Below are 21916 nucleotides of genomic sequence, written 5' to 3'. Positions count from 1 at the left end.
GATGAGACAACATTACCTCTTTTTCCTTGCGCTGGTCATGGGATTTGCGCTGCTGGCTGCACTCGCTTTTTGTTCGACTGAAGATGCGCCACCCAGCCTGACGCCCACCACTCCGCTGCAACAGCCAGGAACCGGCGGATAACCAGCCCACTGGGCCCACCATCACGTCCCGGTCACCAACTGCGGATGCACGCCGTTTGCCTTCAACGCCGCCATCAGTATCGGCCCGACGGAAAACCCCTGCCCTTGCCTTTTCGGTCAAAGCCCGCAGGTAACCGCCGGTGGAATTGATGTTCTGGGTTCGCTGCAGCTCCTCTGCGCGTGCCAGCAGCGGCGCCAGGGAGAAGCCGAAAGCGTCGGTGATCGCCCCTCCCCTGCCCTTGCGTGAATAGCGTTTGCTGTGCCGGGATTGCCAACGCGAACCCGGACCTAACGTTCCCTGATATTGCCAGCCAGCTTGAGGCGATGCATGAGCACACACCGCGAGGATCATCGACATGGGCAGCTTCGTCGGTAAAACACCTGCACGATCGGGCCAGAAAGCTCGGCCTTGTTGTGCAATAACAGTTGCGCGCCGCTGGATTAAGAACAGGAACATCGCGGAGACAAGAGGGCAATCGGTGGTTCGGTGAATGCCTCGGTTGAGCCGGACTTGAACAAGGATGGAACCCGGCGCAAAAGGTGGCCGCCGTGCCGCCGGCACGCGTTCTCAAACACAGAGCAGAGTACCCTCCTGCGGAACTGAAAACACGGTCGATAATGTGTATCTCTGCGAACAATCTTTATAAGCGACAAAAGCTTAATCGCGCAGGAAATTGTCCGCTGACAAAAACAACAAATTGTGTTGCTAATTCAATTGCATGGAAAAAGACCAACGTGATTCTTTTGTCCTGGGCGCGTTAACCTTTTGTTAACTTAAAACTCCTTGCCGTAATAAAAGAATCGGGCATAATCACGCTTGTCGGCTATATTCGGCCTGAAAATCGTTTTTTGAAAGCCCCCGTCGAATGAACGCGAATGCACTCCCGTTGACGAAACCCCCGTTTTTGTTCGAAAAGCAGATTCTCGAACAAGGCGATCAGATTTCGAAGAAGCTGCATCTTTTGAGCCTGCAGCGCTTTCCCCCTCACGCTAGAAAAGATTTGCGGTCATTTTCGTTGAGCGAGGTTGCCGCCTACTTGGGCGTTTCACAAAGCCATCTTAAGAAGTTGCACCTTGAGGGTAAAGGCCCCATTCCTGAAACATCTCCGACTGGCAGGCGGACGTATACCGCCGAACAAATGCTCGAGCTGCGGCAATATCTGGATCAACACGGTCGATCTGAAGCAAAAATGTACGTCCCGCATAGAAAACAGGGTGAAAAGCTTCAGATTCTAGCTGTCGTGAACTTCAAAGGCGGCTCGGGCAAGACGACAACGGCTGCTCACCTTGCTCAGTATCTTGCGCTCACTGGACATCGGGTGCTTGCTGTCGATCTCGATCCACAGGCGTCACTTTCCTCGCTGCATGGCTTTCAACCTGAACTGGACCAGACACCTTCGCTGTATGATGCCATCCGCTATGACGGGGAAAGAAAGCCGCTGTCGGAGATCATCCAGCCCACCAATTTCCCCGGATTGGACATCGTTCCTGCGAACCTTGAGCTGCAGGAATTCGAGTACGACACTCCCTTGGCAATGACGGACAAGAGCTCAAACGCAGGCCGAGCATTCTTCACACGAATCTCCGGTGCTTTGGCGGAGGTTGATAATCGATATGACGTCGTCGTCATCGATTGCCCTCCTCAGCTCGGTTATCTCACAATCACGGCTTTGACAGCTGCCACAAGCGTTCTAATTACGATCCATCCACAAATGCTCGACGTCATGTCGATGGGACAGTTTTTGCTGATGCTCGGTGGCATCTTGGAACCTATCCGGAGTGCGGGAGCTGAAGTCAATCTGGAGTGGTATCGATATTTAGTGACACGATACGAACCGACAGACATGCCGCAAGCCCAGATGGTAGCGTTTTTGCAGACGCTCTTCGGGCAATTCATTCTCAAGAATCAGATGCTCAAGTCCACAGCTGTATCTGATGCGGGAATAACAAAACAAACCCTGTACGAAGTTGAGAAGAATGCAATGACACGGTCAACTTACGAGCGCGCGATCGGTTCGCTTGACGCAGTTAATGCCGAAATAGCAGACTTGATTCACGAGGCTTGGGGACGTTGATTGTTGTCGGCTGACAAAATCGACGTTTTATCGAGAATATTCAATTCTTTGAGCGAAGTTGGAGCGAACACATGGCTAGAAAAAATCTATTGGCAGGCCTCGCGGACGATACATCTGATCAGTCGCACTCCACGGCTTCTTATCCGATACGTGGCGCTTCCAAATCCATGATCCGGTCCATCGATGAGCTGGCAAAGCAAGCTGATAGATTTCTTGAAGGTGAAACGGTTATAGAGATAGATCCGGCAACCATCGACGGGTCATTCGTTTCCGACCGTATGGAAGATGATACCGATCAGTTCAAGGACTTGCTCGAAGCAATCAAGGAACGTGGCCAAAACTCCCCGGTGTTGGTTCGGCCTCATCCCGAAATCGATGGCCGATTTCAGATTGTCTTCGGGCATCGACGAGTACGAGTCGCCCGCGAACTGGGAAGGAAGGTGCGGGCAGTTGTTAAGGCTTTAGACGACAAGACGCATGTAATTGCCCAGGGCCAGGAGAATTCGGCACGCGCAAATCTAACCTTTATAGAGCGGGCGGTATTTGCGAAGCGTCTGGAAGACCTTGGATACGACCGAGAAGTCATCTCGTCGGCACTGGCGGCCAACGCTGCGGCGGTCTCAAAAATGATTTCAGTCGTCAGCCGCGTTCCCGCAAGTTTAATAGAAAAGATTGGGTCTGCGCCGTCGGTCGGCCGCGAACGTTGGGTAGAGTTTTCGCTCCTTGTAGGAAGGTTTGGGCACGCCAGCAAGTTAGACGCGGTTGTTTCGGATGCAGCTTTTCACGAACTGGATAGCAGCGAACGTTTCGACAGACTCTTCAACGCGCTGAACAAATCGGCAAAGCCTGTGAAAAAGACAATCGAAAAGAAGGCCGTTCACAGCTCGTGGGCGCCTGGCGACAAATCAGTGACCGTGGTCTCGAAAGCAGTTGGCAAGAGCTATACGCTGGCGCTTCGAGACAAGAATGCCGCCATATTCGGTGGATGGATTTCGGAGAATCTTGAAGGGCTCTATCGAGCTTTCATGGAATCGGGAAAAGTTAGGAAAACAGGAGACTGAACCGCAAAAGAAAAAGGCCCCCAAACGACGTAATCGTGGAAGCCCTTCTCAACGTGTGACAACCTGAGAATCGCATTTCCCCGAATCATAGTCAAGAGTCTTTGACGTCATTTTGGCGAGCGGGTTTCTTTTGCCTTTAGAAAGGTGAACGGAGATGCTTGGAAATCTCATAACGACGCCCTTTGGGCGGCGATCGATGTCGCTTGGCCAGTTGAAAACACAGGCTCAAGCCCAGTGCATCGAAGCGGGTACGACCGCCGACAAGTGGCAGGTGTATCGCTGGCTGTGCGAAGGCAAGGAAATCATTGGCGTTGGCGACCGCTCGCTGGCGGTGCTCAACGCTTTGTTGTCATTCCTGCCCGATAACGAACTGTCAGCCGACAACGGCCTGGTGGTGTTTCCCTCCAATGTTCAGCTGTCGATGCGCGCCCACGGCATGGCCAATGCCACCTTGCGCCGGCATTTGGCCGCCCTGCTGGAATGCGGTCTGATCTCGCGCAAGGATAGCCCCAACGGCAAACGCTATTCCAGGAAGGGCAGGGGAGGGGGAGATCACCGACGCGTTCGGCTTTTCCCTGGCGCCCTTGCTGGCCCGTGCAGAAGAGCTGCAGCAGGCCGCTGAGAGCGTGCGGGCCGCCTCCCGGGCCTTGAAGCTGGTGCGCGAGCGGATCACGCTGCAGCGGCGGGATATCGCCAAACTTATCGAGGTGGCCGTGGCCGAAGACGTTTGCGGCGACTGGGGAGCGCTCTGGACACGGTTTCGGGCTATTGTCGAGGCAATCCCGCGCCGGGCAGCGCTTGATGCCCTGGAGCCCATTCTGAATGATTTGGCGGCGTTGCACGACGAAGTAGCTATGCTGTTGGAAAAGCATGTAAATGTCGCGAATCAGAGCGCCAATGAGTCTCAAAATGAACCGCAACACCAGATTACAGAATCTAATACTAAATTTGATCTTGAACCTCGCTTCAGAAACAGCCAAGCGCCAAAATCCGAGTTCGTGAAGGCCAAGGCTGAGGATGCAACAAAAGCCTATCCGCTTGGACTGGTGATGAAGGCCTGTCCGGAAATCGCCGACTATGCGGCCAGTGGGATCAGCAACTGGCGCGATCTGATGACCACGGCGGCGCAGGTAAGGGGCTATCTCGGCATTTCCCCCTCGGCCTATGAGGATGCGCTCGATGTCTTTGGCCAGGAGAACACCGCCATCGTTATCGCCTGCATCTTGCAGCGGTCCCAGCACATCAACTCCGCCGGCGGCTATCTGCGCGCTTTGACCGAGAAGGCGAGGGCAGGGGAGTTTTCCGTCGGGCCGATGCTGATGGCGGCGTTGAAGGCTAATGGTGTGCATCCGCAACTGGTGGCGACATGATAGGATCGCCTGATGCCTTGCGGCTGATTGTTCGGGGGCATTTCCGGCGATTCAGAGACACCAACAAATCTGCCCCGCTTACATGATAATTATCATAATTAATGACGAATCATTGGGGGAAAAATATGGACATAATGGGAACGCTTGCCACTGCAAGCCAAGCGATCAAGATCGCAAAAGACCTTCGCGATATCGCAAGGGATGTGAATTCCGCGAGCTATAAGGCGAAGATGGACGAACTCTATGGCGGCCTCGCTGATATAAAGATCGCGCTAAGTGATGCGCGGGAGGAACTGCACGAGAAAGATACGCTGATTAAAAAACTGCAAGGCGAAATCGTTGCGTTGAAGTCAGGCGAGACATGTCCGCTGTGCCGAAGCGGTCGGTTTAAAGTCACTGCTGTAAGGGATCACCCTACCTTTGGTGTCTTTGGTATAAGGAACATACGCTTACGTGCCAGAATACAGACTGCGGACATTCGGAACGGCGTAAAGTGGTTCCGGCTTAGGAAGGAAGTCATGAAATATTCTGTATAAAACTTGAACCAAGTTTATTCCTTATCGGAAAGCGGTGGCGGAGACGTCTATTAGAGGGGACAAATTTTTACTTTTTTGCCGAGAACAAGAAGGAAGCGGAGATGCAGTGTTTGTTCAATCTCTGCGGTTGAGCGCGCTGGATTGCGCAGCCTCAACGACGGTCAGAAGATCAGTGACGAGCTCGTGCAGGACAAGAAGTCGGGCAAGACATGGGCTGAGAAGTTGGGTGCGCTTTGAAGCGGCAAGCTCCCAGCCTGTGACCTGTCTCGCTTAGCATCAATAAAGTTAATCAGACGTGCGGATCCCTCTGGGCCGTCGCCCGGGACAGAGTCTCAGTTTACGATGTTGAGGCATGGATTGTTGACGGCTTGAAGCACTCCGTCCGGAATGCGACCGCGGTTCAACCGAAACTTGGCCTGTTCCATCATGGCTCTTACGTCGGTGATATCGATACCGTCACGCATCATCACCAAACGAATTATCGGCTCGCTCAGAAGCTCGTCCAGGGTGGGCTCTACGTTATTTGTCATATAAGGCCACCTTTTTGAATCTTGACGACATCCTAGCAGTTCCTGATGACGGCGGTGAGTCAGCAATGTGACAATAGTGCATCGACGGATGCAAATTGCTTGCTCAAAGCAGTTATGTGAATGGTGCGCATAAAGAGCTTGAGGAATTTCGCCGGTAGGGAGATCGATGTCGCACCTCGGGGCATCGAACCCGTGACGGAGATTTTTGTTCTCGCCACGACGCAACGCGATAGCCCGGAAAGGGACCTGGTGCCAGGCCGAATTATCCTGGCAACGGCACTTTGCAAACGTAAATTCGTCATTTTAACTTAAACGTTACTCGGTGTCGAAGGATCTCAACTTGTCGAGAAGCTCCTTCGAGATCTCGAATTTTCGTGCCGTTCCGCGCCCCATGGAGTTCTTGACCATGGTCTCGTTGAGTAATCCTCGTCTGACGAGGAGATCGACCGTCTCCTTCGCCCCGCTCCGTGTGAGTTTCAAAAGTTCCGATATATTTGTGAGGGTTAGCGGTTGATGCGCCTGGCTCATCGCATAGAGCACCGTCATCATGCCGATCTCTTTCAGCCGCGCCTGAGGGGTCTCGTCATCGAGAGGGCGATCGAGAATCTCCTGCAGGACGAGGCCGGAGAATGCGACATTTTGTAAGTGGGACCTGAGGACTCTTGTCATGTTTTTTTACTGTGGTATATACGAAAGTCTAAAAGCGTGATCGGGCTGATTACTCCCGTCTGCGATTGCATTCCGTCGTCTCGGTAGGGCCCGTACATGAAAAACCTTCTGCTCAATCCGCTGTTCCCCGTTTGCTGCATATTACCACTCTATCTCATTTCCGTTAGCCATGCGCGAGCGGATGTTTGGGGATGCCAGGTGCTTCTTTGCTTGTCCAATCCCGGCGGTCCGACGGAATTCGCAGAATGCCGGCCGCCGGTCGAGAAGCTATGGCGGCACCTTGCCAAGGGACATTCGTTCCCGACCTGCAGCGGTGTCGGGTTTCACAGCTCGCGGCCCGGCTATGAGCCATACTACTGCGACGACGGCTACAAACTGGTCGGCAGCTACGGCCCGCACGGGCAGGAAGCGACCTGTGTTTCGCAGTCGCTGCAGGAAGTGAGCGGCGCGCTGTGCAGTTTCGATCGAGACCGCGGCGACAGAGGCTCCGGCGTGGCTGCGTCCCCGCGTTGGCAGCGCGTAAACGGTCGTTTCCAATGCATGGCCTATCCGATAACCCGGCCCAATGTCCGGTCGCAACCCCACTATGTCGACGTCACCATCGACGGCTCCGGCACCCACAGGGTCTGGTACTGAGCATGGACGTCGCATTCGTTGATCTCGCCGGGACCTGCGCACCGGCCGTGCAGGTGGAAGCGCTCGCTGCTGTCGTCAGCCTCGAGAGCCGGTTTCAGCCGTTCAATATCCGCATCAACGGCGGGACGCCACTTGCCAGCCAGCCCGCGTCAAAGGCGGAGGCAATTGAAGCCGCCACATCCCTCATGGCCGAGAACCAGGATATTCAACTGGGGCTCGGCGGTGTTGGTACAAAGGAACTCCAGAAGCTGAAGCTCTCCATTTCCGACGCCTTCGATCCTTGCCTCAACCTCAAGGCCACGGCGAGCCTTCTTGACGGATATTACAGGCTTGCCTCGCGCGAAGGGGCGGACGCCGCCCAGGCCGAACAAGTGATGCTCTGGTCCTATTACGGCCGCAACGATCCTACCGTCGGCGCGATGGTCAAGTATGACGAGCAAGTGCGCCAGGAGGTGAAGCGGCTTGCGCCGCGGCTTGCCTCGCTGACCATAGCAGGACCGCAGGAACATGCGGATGTTGTCGCTCAGCCCGATGATGCGGCCGAACGTCAACTTCCCACCCAATCCTCCCGAACCGCCGAAGCATTGCCCTGGGACGTGTTCAGCTCCCGACGGCGATCCTCAGTTCTCATCTTTCAGAATGACCGACCGGAGCCCACCGAATGATCTCGAAACACCGTATCCGCCCCTTTGCTGCCTCCGCCCTGATGGCCACTGCCATCATTACCCTCCTGGTTGAGCCAGCCTTCGCGCAATCGGCCGGTATCGAAACCGTGCTGCAGAACATCGTCGACATGCTTACCGGCAATATCGCCAAACTGCTGGCCGTGATCGCCGTGATCATCATCTGCATCGCCTGGATGTTCGGCTATATGGATCTTAGGCGCGCCGGCTTCTGGATCATTGGTATTGGCGGCATCTTCGGAGCCACGGAACTCGTCAATACCATCGTCGGAAGTTGACCGATGGCAAGCGCCTCCACACTCGAAGAAGAGACTCTGTTTCTCGCCTGCACGCGCCCCGCGATGATCGCCGGCGTAACCATGGAGGCAATGGGCGTCAACATCATGCTGACGACTATCCTCTACATCACCGCGGGATCGATCGCCTATGGGCTGGTCGGCGTCGTCTTCCACTTCGTCTTCCGGGCACTCGTCAAACACGATCACAACATGTTCCGCATCCTGGTGGCGTGGCTGGAAACCCGCGGCCGCTCGCGCAATGCCTCGTATTGGGGTGGTTCCACGCTCTCTCCCCTGAAACTCGTCAAACGCTACGATGAAAGGGACTTCAGCCTTGCCTAACCTTACAACGCTTCGGCATCGTGAACTCGGGCCGGAAACCTTTATTCCCTATGTCCGTCACGTGGACGAGACCACCATTGCGCTCGGTTCACGGGCGATGATGGTGATGCTCGCCATCGAGGGGGTTTCCTTCGAGACCGCGGACATTCGCGATCTCAACGGGTTGCACCGCGATCTGAACACCCTCTACCGCAACATTGCCGACGAGCGGCTGGCGCTCTGGACGCATGTCATCCGCCGGCGCGACAATACTTATCCCGAAGGCGAATTCGAAAACTCGTTCTCCGCAGGCCTCAATACAAAATACCGCGAGCGGATGGTCCGGGAGGACCTGTTCCGCAACGACCTCTACGTCAGCTTGGTCTGGCGTCCCGATCGCGATCCCGCGCAGAAGGCGGCAAGTGTTCTCAAGCGGCTGCGCAAGGCGCGCCGTTCCGGCGTCGAGGTGGACGAGACCGCTCTCAAACATCTGCGCGACAAGGTGACAGACCTGAAAGCCGGCCTCAAGCGCTTCGAGCCGCGTCTCCTTTCCCTCTATGAGCTGGACGGCATTCTCTTTTCTCAACCGAGCGAAGTCCTGCACCAGCTTGCCGGCGGACGACGCGAGCCGGTCCCGTTGACCGAGGGACAAATATCCTCGGCGATCTATTCGGACCGCGTGATCTTTGGCCGCGAAACCATCGAGATCCGCCACGAAGCCGAAAGCCGCTATGCCGGGATGTTCGGCTTCAAGGAATATCCGGCTACCACCCGCTCCGGAATGCTCGACGGAATTCTCACAGCACCGTTCGAGCTCATCTTGACGCAATCCTTCGCCTTTGCCTCAAAGGCCGACGCGCGCACCATCATGGGCCGCAAGCAAAACCAGATGGTCAGCGCCGGCGACAAGGCGGCCTCGCAAATCGGCGAACTCAGCGATGCGATGGACGACTTGGAATCGAACCGGTTTGTTCTCGGCGAACATCATCTGACACTTTCGGTTTTCGCTCCCTCGGTCGGGGAACTGACTGACAATCTCGCCAAGGCACGCGCCTACCTCACCAATGGCGGTGCTGTGGTCGCCCGTGAGGATCTCGGTCTGGAAGCCGCCTGGTGGGCGCAACTGCCAGGAAATACCCGCTATCGCGCCCGGTCGGGCGCCATCACCTCGCGGAACTTTGCCGCCTTGTCACCTTATCACTCCTATCCGACCGGCCAGAAGGACGGCAACGAATGGGGACAGGCGGTCGCGATGCTCAAGACCGCTTCGGGCTCGCCGTTCTATTTCAATTTCCACCATGGCGATCTCGGCAATACCTTCGTCTGCGGTCCATCGGGTGCCGGCAAAACGGTGCTTTTGAACTTCATGCTCTCGCAGCTCGAGAAACATGATCCGCATATGGTGTTCTTCGACAAGGATCGCGGCGCCGATCTCTTCGTTCGCGCCGCCGGCGGCAATTACCTGCCGCTCAGGAACGGTGTTGCCACGGGCTGCGCGCCCTTGAAGGCGCTCGAATTTACCGCGGCGAACAAGGTGTTCCTGGCTCAGTGGGTCGGCAAGCTGGTCGGGTCCACAACCCGGGAGCTGACGGTCACGGAGCTGCGCGATATAGCCTCTGCGATCGACGGCGTGGCAGACCTTCCCGTCGAACGCCGTTCGATCGGCGCCTTGCGCGCCTTTCTCAACAACACCGATCCTGAAGGTATCGCATCCCGGCTGCGGCGTTGGGAGAGGGGAGGGCCCCTCGGCTGGGTGTTCGACAATGAGGCCGACGACATCGGCATCGGCGCCAAGTTCATCGGCTACGACATGACCGATTTCCTCGACAACGAGGAAATCCGTAACCCCTTGATGGCCTATCTTTTCTACCGCGTCGAGAAACTGATCGACGGGCGCCGGATCATCATCGTCATTGACGAGTTCTGGAAAGCGCTGCAGGATGAGGGCTTTCGCGATCTGGCGCAGAACAAACTCAAAACCATCCGCAAACAGAATGGGCTGATGCTGTTTGCGACCCAGAGCCCGCGCGATGCGATCGCCTCGCCGATCGCACACACGATCATCGAACAGTGCCCGACGCAGCTCTTCCTTCCCAATCCGCGCGGCGATCACGCCGACTATGTCGGTGGCTTCAAGCTGACCGAGCGGGAATTTGAGCTTGTCGCACGCGAGCTCTCCGTCGAGAGCCGGCGCTTCATCGTCAAGCAGGGGCACAACAGCGTCGTCGCGGAACTGAACCTCAATGGCTTCGATGATGACCTCGCTATTCTGTCGGGCCGGACCGCCAATGTCGAGCTTGCCGACGCGATTCGGGCGGAAGTTGGCGACCGGCGCCAAGACTGGCTTCCGGCGTTCCGGACAAGAAGGAGAGCAGGCTGATGCGAACTTATCGAGCCCCAACGATCTTCGCCATTCTGGCCCTCCTGCTCTCGGCCGAGCATGCCGCGACTCAAGGCATCCCCGTCATCGATCAGACGGCGATCGCCAAGCAGATCGAGAGCATCGCCCAGCTCAAATCCCAGCTCGACGCCCTCAATCAGCAGCTTGAGCAAGCCCAGCAGCTCTATGGATCGCTAAACAAGATCACCGACATGGCGGATGTCGCAAGCGTGCTCAACGATCCGTCGGTCCGCAAGGCATTGCCGCAGGACTTCACTGCGATCGAGAGCCTCTTCAACGGACAGGGAACCGATGTCTTCGGCAACTCCGCCACGAAATTTCTGGAGAAGAATTCCACCTATCGCACGGAGGCGGGTGATTTCTACGCACAGGAATTGTCGCGCATCCAGAACCAGAATGCGGGGCAGATGAGCCTGGGGCAGCAGATCTACGATGCGGCGACCAAGCGCATCGACGGCATAGACCAGCTTCGACAGAAGATCTCCAGTGCGGCCGACGCCAAGGACACCGCCGATCTCCAGGCGCGTCTGCAGGCGGAGACGGCATTTCTGCAAACCGACGTTCTGAGAATGCAAGGGCTGCAGATGATCCAGCAGGCGCAGGTTCAGGTCGATGACCAGCGCAAGTCCGAGGATTGGCGAAAGCGCATGGATGCGATGGGAGCGGCTCTCCAATGAAGCAAGCTTTCCTTGCCATGATCCTGCTTGCGCTTGCAGGCTGCTCCGGACAATCGGAGACGTCCTACACCGTCGATGAACTGGTCGGCGATGCGGCCATGCTTGCGAAAATCATCACCGAATGCCGCAACAATCCCGGCGAACTGCGGGACACGCCCAACTGCTCAAATGCGGAGGCCGCCGATGGCAAGCTGCGCCTGGAGCGGATGCGCAGGTCGCTGGGGAGTTGACGGATGTACCAGGTCTTCAAATTCGTCGACGCGCAGTTCAAGGCGCCGCTCGAGAACTTCATTTCCTCAGGCACCTCGAATATCGCCAACTGGATCAGCGGCCCGCTGACGGCCGCGCTCACCCTCTATATCGTGCTCTACGGCTATCTCGTGTTGCGCGGCTCGGTCCAGGAGCCCATTCTCGAGTTCGCCTTCCGGGCAATGAAGCTTGCCATCATCGTCATGCTGGTCAGGAACGCCAGCGACTACCAGACCTACGTCACCAGCATCTTCTTCGACACGCTGCCAAGGGAGATCTCGCAGGCGCTGAACAGTGGCACTACGCCAAGTGCGTCCACGTTCGACAGTCTGCTCGATAAGGGACAGAAATGCGCCTATGAGATCTGGTCGCGCGCGTCCTGGCCGGTCGATATCGTCACCGGCATCGGCGGCATGATGGTGATCGGCGCGAGCTTCATCGTCGCCGCGATCGGCTACATCGTCTCGCTCTATGCACGCTTGGCGCTTGCCATCGTCCTTGCGATCGGTCCGATCTTCGTGGCGCTTGCCATGTTCCAGGCGACGCGGCGTTTTACCGAATCCTGGATCGGCCAGCTCGTCAATTTCGTCATTCTGCAGGTGCTGGTCGTCGCGATCGGCTCGCTGCTGATCACCTGCATCGATACGACGTTTACGGCCATCGAAGGCTACAGCGACGTGTTGATGCGGCCGATCGCCCTTTGCGCGATTTGTCTGGCCGCGCTCTATGTTTTCTATCAGTTGCCCGGCATTGCCTCGGCGCTTGCGGCCGGAGGAGCGTCGCTCACCTACGGCTATGGTGCGGCGCGCGACGCCCACGAAAGCACTCTTGCCTGGGCCGCTTCCCACACGGCCAGCGCAGTCGGCCGAGGCGCGCGTTCAGCGGCGCGCCGTTTGACGCCGTGAGGGGTCGAATGATGTCACATTATTGCAAATGCACAGGTTGTTTCCGCATGATCCGCATGACTTTGTCGCTCTTTCTTCTCGCCGGTTTGACCGGTTGCGCCTCAATCTCTTACCCGCTTCCCAAATGTGACGGCTATTCCCGCCGGCCGCTGAACCGCGCGATGTGGCAGTGGGAGGACAAGAGCACCACGAAGCAGCCGGCGTCTGAAGCGGACCCTACGACGTCGACGAACCGCGAAACGCCTTATGTCGAAGAGCAAGAAACGGTCACACCAGCCGCTTTCGAACAGTTCGATGCCGCCGGCTCCTTCCGTCACTGCGGGAGGAGAGTGAGATGGTGACCACGGATAGTCTCAAGAGCTATTTCGAGAGGGCGCGCCGTTTCGATCAGGACCGTCTCATCCAGGTGGAACGCTCTGCGCGGATCGCGTGGTCGGTTGCGATCGCCGCCAGTGTTCTCGCCGCAGTTTCCATCGTCGCAATCGTCGGCCTGACACCACTGAAGTCCGTCGAGCCGTTCGTCGTGCGCGTCGACAATTCGACAGGCATCGTCGATGTCGTCTCGGCGCTCACATCGACCGCCGGCACCTACGATGAAGCTGTGACGAAATACTTCGCGGCAAAATATGTGCGTGCCCGGGAAGGCTACGTCTGGAGTGAAGCGGAGGAGAATTTTCGAACCGTCGCGCTTCTCTCGACCCAGCCGGAACAGACCCGCTTTGCGGGCCACTATCGCGGCAGCAATCCGGACTCGCCGCAAAATATTTATGGCCGCGCGGTAACCGCCCGCATCAACATCGTGTCGATTTCGCTGATCAACACGAAGGTCGCCTCGGTCCGCTATATGCGAACGGTCACCCGAGGCGACGAGGTGAAAACCACGCATTGGGTGGCAACGCTCACCTTCTCCTATGCCAACGCGCCGATGTCGTCCACCGACCGGCTGATCAATCCCCTGGGCTTCGTCGTCGGCGACTATCGCGCCGATCCGGAGGCCATCAATTGAGACAGAAATTCCTTATTGCCTCTGTTCTGAGCCTCGGGCTTTCCTCGACAGCACTTGCACTGGAAATTCCCCGCGGCGCATCGCAGGATAGCCGTGTCCGCTTCGTGGAATACCAGCCATACAACATCACGAGAATCGTCGGCACCTTGCGATCCTCGGTTCAGGTCGAATTTGCCGCCGACGAGGAGATCGCCCATGTCGCGCTCGGCAACTCTGTTGCCTGGGAAGTGGCGCCCGCCGGTAATATTCTCTTCCTGAAGCCCCGCGAAAACCAGCCCGTGACCAACATTTCGGTCGTCACCACCCAGCGGGACGGTTCGACACGCAGTTATCAAATGGAGCTGACAGTGCGCGACGGCCCAGTCGGCGCCGGTCAGAACACATACTTCTACGTCAAGTACCGCTATCCGGCCGATGAAGCCAAACGGCGGCGGCTGGAGGCGGCGGCCCGGGCCCAGGCCGCGCAAGCCTCCGCAGCGGATCGGGTGCTTGGCCTCCACGAGGCCTATGGCCCGCGCAACTGGCGCTATTCGGCGCAAGGATCCCAGGCGCTGGAACCGCAGGCGGTCTACGACAATGGCAAGGTCACGACCTTCGCGTTTGTCGGCAACCAGGAAATGCCGGCGATCTATATGGAAAATTCCGACGGCACGGAAAGCCTGGTACCGAAATCCATCGACGGCAATCTCGTGCTCGTCCATGCGATCAGCCGCAAGTTCATCCTGCGCAGGGGAGGCGACGTGCTGTGCGTCTTCAACGAGGCCTATGACCGCGTCGGTATCAATCCCGAGACCAACACAACGTCGCCGTCCGTCGAGCGCGTCCTCAAGACGCCGACAGGGCAATAGGGAGATCACATGGCCGAGGAAGAAGTGAACCAGATCCCGGGCGAGCGAGCTGAAACGACCGTCGGTCGCAGGCTCGACAACAATCCCGTGTTGAAGCGCGGCGCCGTGGCGCTTGCGATCGTCGCCTTTGTGACCTTTGCGCTCTGGTCGATGCGGGGACAAAACAAGCCGACAGACGGCGCACAACCCGAGCGCGTCGTCATCCGACAGACATCAGATTTTGAGCCGGCGAAGGAGAAGGTGGAACCTGCCTCAATCCCGACGGAGGTCAAACTGCCGACGCCGGTCGTGACCGAAAAGGCACCCTTGGAGGACGACAAATTGCTGGACGCAGCGCGCCGCGCTCCTGTCATCGCCTATGGTGGCGAAAAATCGCCGTCGACAGAGCGGCGCACCGACGAGAAGAGCACGGACGCGACGTCGAACTACGTGCCACTTGGCGTCAACCCCTCCAATATCAGCACGCAGGGAGAAAACGAGGATCAGCGCTTCAACCGTCTGATGACGCCGACGCAATTGCAGGGATCGCGCGCCGGTACACTTGGCAATCGTGACTTTATTGTCGCCATGGGAACGTCCATTCCTTGCGTTCTGGAAACCGCGCTCGCTTCCGATCAGCCGGGCTTCACCAGCTGCGTCATCAATCGGGATGTCCTGTCTGATAACGGCCGCGTCGTGTTGATGGAGAAGGGGACGCAGGTGGTCGGCGAATATCGCGGCGGCCTACACCGCGGCCAGAAACGCCTGTTTGTCCTCTGGAACCGGGCGAAAACGCCAAAAGGCGTGATTGTGACCCTGGCATCGCCAGCCACCGATGCCCTCGGCCGCGCCGGTATGGATGGTTACGTTGATACGCACTGGTGGGAGCGCTTCGGCAGCGCCATTCTTTTGTCCATCGTTGGCGATGCCACCTCCTATGCCAACAGCCAGCTTCAGGATAGCGATGTGAATGCGCAAAGCACCACGAGCGCCGGCCAACAGGCAGCCGCTATTGCCGTCGAACAGTCGATCAACATTCCGCCGACGCTGATAAAACATCAGGGAGAGCCGGTTTCGATTTTCGTGGCGCGCGATCTCGATTTCTCTGGTGTCTATGGGCTTCGGGTCACGGAGCCACACAACCGCATCTATGATCGTGCCGTGCTTGGGGATTTCCGTCCGGATTCAAAGCTGATCACGAAGTAGGGTGGATGATGGGGGAGGGTACTGACGCCGGTGTCGTTCGGGAGCTGCTTTTGCCGCTCTCACGCTTCCTGCGAGACCAGACGCTTTATGAGATCATCATCAATCGACCGGGCGAAGGTCTCACCGAAGGGACATCCGGATGGCAAACCCACGACATGCCGGAACTCTCGTTCGACAAGCTGATGCGCCTCGCACGGGCCGTTGCGAGCTTCTCCAGCCAGTCGATCGACGAAACCCGGCCGATCCTGTCGGCGACCTTGCCCGACGAGGAGCGGATTCAAATCGTAATCCCGCCCGCCACGACCAAAGCAACCGTCAGCATCACCATCCGAAAGCCATCCTCTGTTTCACTGAGCCTCGACGATCTCGATCATGGGGGACTGTTTGCCAATGTCGTGCAGATTGATAGCGATGCGGCATCACCGTCCAACCGCTTGCTGGAGCTCCACAGAGCCGGGGCTTACAAGGCATTTCTTCAGGAGGCAGTGCTCGCCCGAAAGAACATCATCATCTCCGGAGCGACGGGCTCGGGCAAGACGACGCTTTCGAAAGCGCTGATCCGCCATATTCCGGACAGCGAACGGATCATTTCGATAGAAGACACGCCCGAGCTCGTCATCCCGCAACCCAACCACGTTCGCCTCTTTTATTCAAAGGGGGGCCAGGGCATCGCCAGAATTGCCGCCAAGGAACTGCTGGAGTCCTGCCTTCGTATGCGTCCCGATCGTATTCTCCTTCAGGAGCTGCGAGACGGCACGGCGTTTTACTATATTCGCAATGTCAACTCGGGTCACCCCGGTTCGATTACAACCGTCCACGCGGATTCTGCCCGGCTCGCCTTCGAACAGCTGACGCTGCTCGTCAAGGAATCCGAAGGGGGGAGGGACCTGGAGAGGCAAGATATACGCGAGATGCTCAAGATTGCGATCGACGTTGTCGTGCAATGCAAGCGCGTCGACGGGCGGTTTCGGGTGACCGAGATCTACTATCGGGCAGCGGCTTGAGTGACGAGAGGGACCTCCGGCTTTTGCATCCGACTTTTGCGACAGAAATTCCTTATGTTTTTCAGGGGTCGGCGATCTGTCGCGAATCTTAGAAAATTACGCGACAACAGGACTGCTTTGTCCTTCAGGCAGGAACGGACTGCGTGCGGCCCTGCTGTCGCCGCGCCGGGTCGGTCTGGTGAAGATAGACAGCAAAGGTGTCCCAAGGCGGAGTGACGGTAAGCTGCCAGAGTATTCGGCCAACCTCGCCCCGGTGATAGCCTCCGTGCAGAGCAACATGGGTCAGCATTTCCTCTCTGGTCATATAGCCCTTGTCTCCATCTGCGAAAGTGAACGGGATGGCCGCGGCTAGATTTTCGGGCGAGACGCCGAGAAGGTAATAAAGATACCATTGATCGGAAGATATTACGGCGGCGCGTAGCTCGCCCAACGTTGGCGACTCGTCCGTGTTGTCGGAGGTATAGCCTTGCTGCACACCGGTTAGACGCCCGGCGAAAATCCGAGCCACAACATAATAGTGGTTGATCAGCCGCAAGGCGGTGTGCAGCTCAGTCTTATGCTGCTCCTGATCCAGCGTTCCCAATTTGTCGAATAGGTCGTTATTTACCCAGGCATGATAGCCATAGAGCTTCTGAAGCAAAGCGCTCATGAGACGGTCCTTCCAAGTTCCACAGAATGCGAGTAATTTACTCACATTCTGTACAAGGGGGTTGCGTTGTCTACTCGCATTGCAAAAGAGCAGTCGGTAATGCGCAAGGAGCCGCGCCAGGCCCCTTCCCGTGCGACGGTTGAAACGTCCTTCAAGCTGGTGCTCGCATTTTGAGCGCTGAAGGATGGGCCGGCTTCACGACCAACAGGGTTGCAGACTTGGCCGGAGTGAGCATCGGCTCGCTGTATCAGTATTTTCCGGACAAGCTCTCCCTGGTCGATGCTATTCGTCGCCGGCATCTGGACGACTGTCTTGCCGTCATGCGCAAATCCAAAGCCAAAGACCTATCGCCGGTGCAGTTTGTGGCGAACCTCGTTCATGCCATGGTCGCCGCCCACAGCGTCTATCCAGGACTGCACAGGGTATTACTCGATGAAGCTCCAAGTTCTGATGACTATCGGAATCCCAACAGCGAATTCGAGGTCGAATATCTCGCCTACTATGCAGAAGCCGTAGCCACCTACCGGAACCGCCAGCCCAATAGAGCCGACCACACCGCCGCGCTGATCATTTCTGATGCGATTGACGGGGTGATTCACAATGCCGCCCGCCGTGGCATGTTGGCGGACCCGACAATGCAAAACGAGCTGGTCCGACTGGTCAGCCTATACCTTGCCGACGCGGGTGACGGAGCGGCAGCTCAGGCGCTTAAATGGTCTGATTTCGCGAATATCCCAAAGCCTGCGACACCCTTTGCGACAGAAACCTGTGACGTAACAGGTCTTAGGATTTCTGCGATAGAGGGCGGCGTTGGCCGAAGATAAACGGCCACCCGAGATTCACGCCGAGTCCGGCGAGCAGGATCAGCGCCAAGCCAACAGCCTGCATTGCGGTGACAGAGCGATCAAAGACGAAGAAATCAGACAGCAGGGCAGCGGCAGGGTTCAGGAAGGATGCAGCGGCAATGATGGTGGTGGGCACCCTGGGATAAGCCGAATACAGCAGCACATAGACGATACCGGTATGGATGATGCCAAGCCCAACCAGCCATCCCCACATGCTGGCGGTGCCACCTTGGAGCGTTGCCATGTTGACAAACGGCAGGAAGGCGATGCACCCGATCAGGCAATGAACCGCGCTTAGCACGTCCGGCTTCACGCCTCTGACCGCGCGCGTGGTCAGCGTTGTGGCGGCGTAGAAAAGCGAGGCAACGAGCGCCAAGCCGACGCCGATCAGCCAATTCCGGTCGGTCTGCACATCCCCGAGCTTCGGCAGGATGGTGAGGACCAGGCCGAGGAACGCGAGGCATATCCACCCGATCTTGTGCCGCGAGAGCGCCTCGCCCAGAAGCAGTCCGCCGGCGAGCACGATCCAGAAGGGTTGCAGATGATAGATGATCGTTGCGAACCCGATCGAGGTTCGATGGAATGCCTCGAACAGGGTCAGCCAATTGAGCACGAGGCAGATGCCGCTCACCAGCACGAGTGGCCACAGTTTTCGCTCAATGGAGAAAAGGCTTTTCAAGCCACCCCTCAGTGATAGCCATCCGATAAGCGCCAACGCTCCGAACAAGCAGCGGAAAAACACCACGTTGAAAGTCGGCTGGCCTGACGAGACGGAAAAAAGCCCTGCCGTTCCTGACAGAGCCATGCCTAAGGAGAGTATGATTGTTGCCCATGTCAGCCCCGCTCTAGATTCCATCTTTCCTCCATTGTCGCACCGCCGCGACGCCGTAAATTCGCTATTCTACGTTTCGGGCCGTCTGGGCCAATGAAATGCGGTCGAAAAGGGCGTGCTCGCGAGCCGGCCATGGAACTATGGATAAGGGTTAGCCGGCCGCCGATCAACATATGTGCCGGTCCGAAGCGCTGCTTTTGCCGAGGGGACCCATCTTGAATTGCCGGAATGGAAGAGAGAGGGAGAGGGGGGAAGGGAGATTTGTGACGGGTTGAGGTGGTTGGAGAGAGGCTCCGGCCGGCCCGTCATGGAGAACGGACATGGCTCAGGCCACCCAGAAAATCACCCTCAGTGCTGCACGCGACATTCCCTTCAACAAGCTGGTCCTCAGCCAACAGAACGTTCGCAAGACCAAGGCGGGCGTCTCGATCGACGATCTTGCCGAGGACATTGCGCACCGTGGCCTGTTGGCCAGCCTCAACGTCAGGCCAGAACTCGATGCCGACGGCAACGAGACCGGCATCTATCGCATCCCGGCCGGTGGCCGCCGCTATCGCGCGCTCGAACGCCTCGTTGCCCAGAAGCGGCTGGCGAAGACCGCCGGCGTCCCGTGCATCGTCAGCAAGGGCGAGACGGCGGAAGTCGAGGATTCGCTTGCCGAAAACTGCCAAAGAATCGACCTGCACCCGCTCGACCAGTTCAGGGCGTTTCAGACGCTGCGCGAACAGGGTCAGGATGAAGAAGACATCGCTGCCCGTTTCTTCGTATCCGTTGCAACAGTCCGGCAAAGATTGCGGCTTGCGTCGATATCGCCTCGTCTGCTCGATCTCTACGCCAGTGACGAAATGACGTTGCAACAAGTTATGGCCTTTTCGATCACCAATGACCACGTCCGTCAGGAACAGGTCTGGGATACGATCTCGCGCCAGCACGTCCGCGAGCCCTATTATATCCGCAGGCTACTGACCGAAACGGCGATCCGCGCAAGCGACCGCCGTGCCGTCTATGTCGGGATCGAGGCTTACGACGACGCAGGCGGCGTGGTGATGCGCGACCTCTTCGACGAGGACAATGGTGGCTGGCTGCAGGATCCCGCACTCCTCGAGCAGCTTGTGATCGAGAAGCTCAATAGCGATGCCGAAGCGCTCAAGGCAAACGAGGGCTGGAACTGGGTCGAGGCGGCCTTCGACTTCCCTTATGGTCACACGGCCGGGCTTCGCCGCTTTTATGGCGAACAGGCGGAAATGACGGCGGACGAGCTTGCGCGATACGATGCCCTGAAGGCCGAATACGACAAGCTCGACGCGGAGTATGCTCAAGCCGAACAGTATTGCGAAGAAACCGAGCGCAAGCTTGAGGAGCTCGGCGACGCGCTCGACAGGCTGAACGACCGGCCTTATGTCTTCGACCATGAAGACGTCGCACGCGGCGGCGCCGTCATCTCGCTCGGCGCCAACGGTGAGCTGAAGATCGAACGCGGATTTGTCCGGCCCGAGGACGAGCCGCAGGTCGAGAGAGACGGCGATCATGCTTTGGAATCTCATGAGGATGCCGAGGGCGGCGACACCCCGTCCGCATTCCTCAACGGCGTCTCCGCGAATGGCACGCCCGCCGCGGACGGCGAGAGCGAAGACGACGATGGTGCGCTTCGTCCGCTTTCCGACCGGCTCGTGCTCGACCTGACGGCAGCCCGCACCGTGGCGCTACGCAACGCGCTCGCCAATGACCCGGTCATTGCCTTCATCGCCGTGCTGCACGCCTTCGTGCTGAAGACCTTCTATCTCTACGGCTCCGATACATGCCTTGAACTGACGCTGCAAAGCGCCAGATTCTCGCAGACACCAAGGCTTGGCGACACGGTCTGGGCGAAGGAGATCGATCAGCGGCACGAAGGCTGGGGCCAGGATCTGCCGAAAAACCCGGACGAGCTCTGGGGCTTCCTGATCGTGCTCGACGACGCGAGCCGCCAGGCGCTGTTTGCCCATTGCGCGTCGCTCTCCTTGAACGCCGTGATCGAGCCCTGGAACAAGCGTAGCGGCGCAATCGCCCACACCGACCAGGTCGCCGGTTCGATCGGCTTCGACATGGTTGAGGCGGGATGGGCTCCGACCGTCGACAACTATCTCGGAAGGGTGACCAAGGCTCATATCCTGCAGGCGGTGCGGGATGCCAAGGGCGAGCAATCGGCACAACTGATCGAGCACCTGAAAAAGACCGACATGGCACGGGAGGCCGAACGCCTGCTTGCCGGCAGCGGCTGGTTGCCGGAGCCGTTGCGCAGCGCCGGTGTGGAGGCCGCGTCCGATGAGGTTTTGCCAGTGGCTGAAGACGCCGGTAATGACCCGACCTCTGAAATCGCCATCAGCGAACTTCCTGCCTTCCTGACAGAGGACGTCGATCTCGCTGATCAGGATGACGAGGCGCAGGACGTGGATGGCCTCGGCCATCTCGACGCGGCCGAGTAATCCCTTCCTGTCCTTCACTCAACACTGCCCGGCCTCGTGCCGGGCTCTTTCGCTTCAGGAGTTTTGAAATGCCTCAATACACGATCGAGACGACCTACCAGCTGCCTGTTTTTCGGAGCCGCGGCTATTGCGCCGAAAGCCTTGGTGCCGCCTGCCGCGCGGTGTCAGGAGCGATGACGAAGCTGCAGGCGAAACCCATGTCACCGGGATCTGGGAAGGAGCGGACGCCGCCTATCGTGGTCCAGCCGTCCCTGTTCCCTCACGTTTTCGGGGAATGGTGCAACGGAAAGTTGGCCACTTCGAGATCCTGCTCGGCTTGCTCAAGATGATGGTCGACGACGTGCTCGCGCATCGGTCGACATCGGAGCAATGGCTTGCCAAAGCCAAATGGGCGATCGCCAGGGGCGAGGCCATCCTTTCCGGCGCCGACGATGTCGACCAGCCGTCCTGTCCGCCGGGATCGAGCAATGAATCGGATGGCGACCGGTCATCTTCGTTCGAGCGTCGGGACGACGACGTTTGAGCGCACATGTCGCTCAGACCATCTCAT

At 58.0% G+C, this 21916-nt stretch carries 24 protein-coding genes and 4 pseudogenes; 22 read left to right on the top strand and 6 right to left on the bottom strand.

The features are described from left to right. Position 1 precedes the first annotated feature (1 nt). Entirely contained in the window at positions 2–142 is a 141-nt protein-coding gene (locus N8E88_RS31665; RefSeq protein WP_410010523.1) for a hypothetical protein, read from the top strand. A gap of 20 nt (positions 143–162) precedes the next feature. Here N8E88_RS31665 and repC (N8E88_RS31660) read toward each other — a convergent pair. Together repC (N8E88_RS31660) and N8E88_RS31655 are read right to left on the bottom strand one after the other, a co-directional pair. After that, positions 163–310: pseudogene (gene repC / locus N8E88_RS31660) on the bottom strand (replication initiation protein RepC); the annotation flags it as partial. A 36-nt stretch (positions 311–346) separates the two neighbouring features. Further along, positions 347–493 (bottom strand): annotated as a pseudogene (locus tag N8E88_RS31655) (hypothetical protein); the annotation flags it as partial. A 514-nt stretch (positions 494–1007) separates the two neighbouring features. On the opposite strand from N8E88_RS31655, the gene repA reads away from it, so the two are divergent. The 5 genes and pseudogenes from repA to N8E88_RS02960 all read left to right on the top strand — a co-directional run bounded on the left by repA (position 1008) and on the right by N8E88_RS02960 (position 5420). Beyond that, positions 1008–2216: a plasmid partitioning protein RepA gene (gene repA / locus N8E88_RS02980; RefSeq protein WP_262291036.1), complete on the top strand. Its 1209-nt coding sequence runs from the start codon at positions 1008–1010 to the stop codon at positions 2214–2216. Between the two features lie 71 nt (positions 2217–2287). After that, the gene (gene repB, locus N8E88_RS02975) at positions 2288–3277 is read left to right on the top strand and encodes a plasmid partitioning protein RepB (protein ID WP_262291035.1); all 990 of its coding nucleotides are present in this window, start codon (positions 2288–2290) and stop codon (positions 3275–3277) included. Between the two features lie 154 nt (positions 3278–3431). Further along, positions 3432–4647, top strand: a pseudogene (gene repC, locus N8E88_RS02970) (plasmid replication protein RepC). Positions 4648–4781: 134 nt separating this feature from the next. After that, positions 4782–5183: a hypothetical protein gene (locus tag N8E88_RS02965; RefSeq protein WP_262291034.1), complete on the top strand. Its 402-nt coding sequence runs from the start codon at positions 4782–4784 to the stop codon at positions 5181–5183. A gap of 34 nt (positions 5184–5217) precedes the next feature. After that, positions 5218–5420 (top strand): annotated as a pseudogene (locus tag N8E88_RS02960) (cold-shock protein). Between the two features lie 95 nt (positions 5421–5515). Here N8E88_RS02960 and N8E88_RS02955 read toward each other — a convergent pair. Together N8E88_RS02955 and N8E88_RS02950 are read right to left on the bottom strand one after the other, a co-directional pair. Beyond that, on the bottom strand, positions 5516–5713 hold the full coding sequence (locus N8E88_RS02955) for a hypothetical protein (RefSeq protein WP_262291033.1): 198 nt from the start codon (positions 5711–5713) through the stop codon (positions 5516–5518). A 315-nt stretch (positions 5714–6028) separates the two neighbouring features. Continuing rightward, positions 6029–6382 carry a helix-turn-helix domain-containing protein gene (locus tag N8E88_RS02950; RefSeq protein ID WP_262291032.1) on the bottom strand — a complete coding sequence of 118 codons (354 nt, stop codon included), beginning with the start codon at positions 6380–6382 and terminating at the stop codon, positions 6029–6031. 96 nt (positions 6383–6478) lie between these two features. Here N8E88_RS02950 and N8E88_RS02945 point away from each other — a divergent pair, with 96 nt between their 5' ends. Genes N8E88_RS02945 through virB11 form a run of 13 tightly spaced genes read left to right on the top strand, consistent with a single transcriptional unit; the run spans position 6479 to position 16575 of the window. Next, a complete protein-coding gene (locus N8E88_RS02945) occupies positions 6479–7018 on the top strand; it encodes a hypothetical protein (RefSeq protein ID WP_262291031.1) in 540 nt (179 codons plus the stop codon). 2 nt (positions 7019–7020) lie between these two features. Continuing rightward, complete coding sequence (locus tag N8E88_RS02940; protein ID WP_262291030.1) at positions 7021–7683, top strand: lysozyme family protein; 663 nt, start codon at positions 7021–7023, stop codon at positions 7681–7683. Next, complete coding sequence (locus N8E88_RS02935; protein WP_262291029.1) at positions 7680–7979, top strand: TrbC/VirB2 family protein; 300 nt, start codon at positions 7680–7682, stop codon at positions 7977–7979. Before N8E88_RS02940 ends, N8E88_RS02935 begins: the two co-directional genes overlap by 4 nt. 3 nt (positions 7980–7982) lie before the next feature. After that, positions 7983–8321, top strand: a complete 339-nt coding sequence (locus N8E88_RS02930) for a VirB3 family type IV secretion system protein (protein WP_262291028.1) — start codon at positions 7983–7985, stop codon at positions 8319–8321. Then, a complete protein-coding gene (locus N8E88_RS02925; protein ID WP_262291027.1) occupies positions 8314–10680 on the top strand; it encodes a VirB4 family type IV secretion/conjugal transfer ATPase in 2367 nt (788 codons plus the stop codon). Before N8E88_RS02930 ends, N8E88_RS02925 begins: the two co-directional genes overlap by 8 nt. Continuing rightward, on the top strand, positions 10680–11378 hold the full coding sequence (gene virB5, locus N8E88_RS02920) for a P-type DNA transfer protein VirB5 (protein WP_262291026.1): 699 nt from the start codon (positions 10680–10682) through the stop codon (positions 11376–11378). The genes N8E88_RS02925 and virB5 overlap by 1 nt, the downstream gene beginning before the upstream one ends. Beyond that, a complete protein-coding gene (locus N8E88_RS02915; RefSeq protein ID WP_262291025.1) occupies positions 11375–11608 on the top strand; it encodes an EexN family lipoprotein in 234 nt (77 codons plus the stop codon). The genes virB5 and N8E88_RS02915 overlap by 4 nt, the downstream gene beginning before the upstream one ends. 3 nt (positions 11609–11611) lie before the next feature. Continuing rightward, positions 11612–12532 carry a TrbL/VirB6 family protein gene (locus tag N8E88_RS02910; RefSeq protein ID WP_262291024.1) on the top strand — a complete coding sequence of 307 codons (921 nt, stop codon included), beginning with the start codon at positions 11612–11614 and terminating at the stop codon, positions 12530–12532. Between the two features lie 47 nt (positions 12533–12579). Continuing rightward, complete coding sequence (locus tag N8E88_RS02905) at positions 12580–12873, top strand: hypothetical protein (RefSeq protein ID WP_262291023.1); 294 nt, start codon at positions 12580–12582, stop codon at positions 12871–12873. After that, positions 12867–13538 (top strand): VirB8 family type IV secretion system protein, encoded by a 672-nt coding sequence (locus N8E88_RS02900; protein ID WP_262291022.1) that lies wholly within the window; start codon positions 12867–12869, stop codon positions 13536–13538. The genes N8E88_RS02905 and N8E88_RS02900 overlap by 7 nt, the downstream gene beginning before the upstream one ends. Next, positions 13535–14386, top strand: coding sequence for a P-type conjugative transfer protein VirB9 (gene virB9 / locus N8E88_RS02895; RefSeq protein WP_262291021.1), 852 nt, complete (start codon positions 13535–13537; stop codon positions 14384–14386). The genes N8E88_RS02900 and virB9 overlap by 4 nt, the downstream gene beginning before the upstream one ends. 9 nt (positions 14387–14395) lie before the next feature. After that, the gene (gene virB10 / locus N8E88_RS02890) at positions 14396–15571 is read left to right on the top strand and encodes a type IV secretion system protein VirB10 (protein ID WP_262291020.1); all 1176 of its coding nucleotides are present in this window, start codon (positions 14396–14398) and stop codon (positions 15569–15571) included. An 8-nt stretch (positions 15572–15579) separates the two neighbouring features. Beyond that, the gene (gene virB11 / locus N8E88_RS02885; protein ID WP_262291068.1) at positions 15580–16575 is read left to right on the top strand and encodes a P-type DNA transfer ATPase VirB11; all 996 of its coding nucleotides are present in this window, start codon (positions 15580–15582) and stop codon (positions 16573–16575) included. A gap of 124 nt (positions 16576–16699) precedes the next feature. Here virB11 and N8E88_RS02880 read toward each other — a convergent pair whose 3' ends face one another. Continuing rightward, positions 16700–17224, bottom strand: coding sequence for a DinB family protein (locus N8E88_RS02880; RefSeq protein WP_262291019.1), 525 nt, complete (start codon positions 17222–17224; stop codon positions 16700–16702). Between the two features lie 170 nt (positions 17225–17394). Here N8E88_RS02880 and N8E88_RS02875 point away from each other — a divergent pair, with 170 nt between their 5' ends. Continuing rightward, entirely contained in the window at positions 17395–18048 is a 654-nt protein-coding gene (locus tag N8E88_RS02875; RefSeq protein ID WP_315975197.1) for a TetR/AcrR family transcriptional regulator, read from the top strand. Here N8E88_RS02875 and N8E88_RS02870 read toward each other — a convergent pair. Continuing rightward, the gene (locus N8E88_RS02870) at positions 18008–18925 is read right to left on the bottom strand and encodes a DMT family transporter (protein WP_262291018.1); all 918 of its coding nucleotides are present in this window, start codon (positions 18923–18925) and stop codon (positions 18008–18010) included. The genes N8E88_RS02875 and N8E88_RS02870 overlap by 41 nt on opposite strands. A gap of 296 nt (positions 18926–19221) precedes the next feature. Here N8E88_RS02870 and N8E88_RS02865 point away from each other — a divergent pair, with 296 nt between their 5' ends. Next, positions 19222–21366 (top strand): ParB/RepB/Spo0J family partition protein, encoded by a 2145-nt coding sequence (locus N8E88_RS02865; RefSeq protein WP_262291017.1) that lies wholly within the window; start codon positions 19222–19224, stop codon positions 21364–21366. A 127-nt stretch (positions 21367–21493) separates the two neighbouring features. After that, the gene (locus tag N8E88_RS02860) at positions 21494–21889 is read left to right on the top strand and encodes a hypothetical protein (protein WP_262291016.1); all 396 of its coding nucleotides are present in this window, start codon (positions 21494–21496) and stop codon (positions 21887–21889) included. The last annotated feature ends 27 nt before the right edge of the window (positions 21890–21916 follow it).

The sequence above is a fragment of the Phyllobacterium zundukense genome, from assembly GCF_025452195.1.
GTDB classification, from domain to species: Bacteria; Pseudomonadota; Alphaproteobacteria; order Rhizobiales; family Rhizobiaceae; genus Phyllobacterium; species Phyllobacterium zundukense_A.
This window is presented reverse-complemented; position numbering and strand designations above follow the sequence as displayed.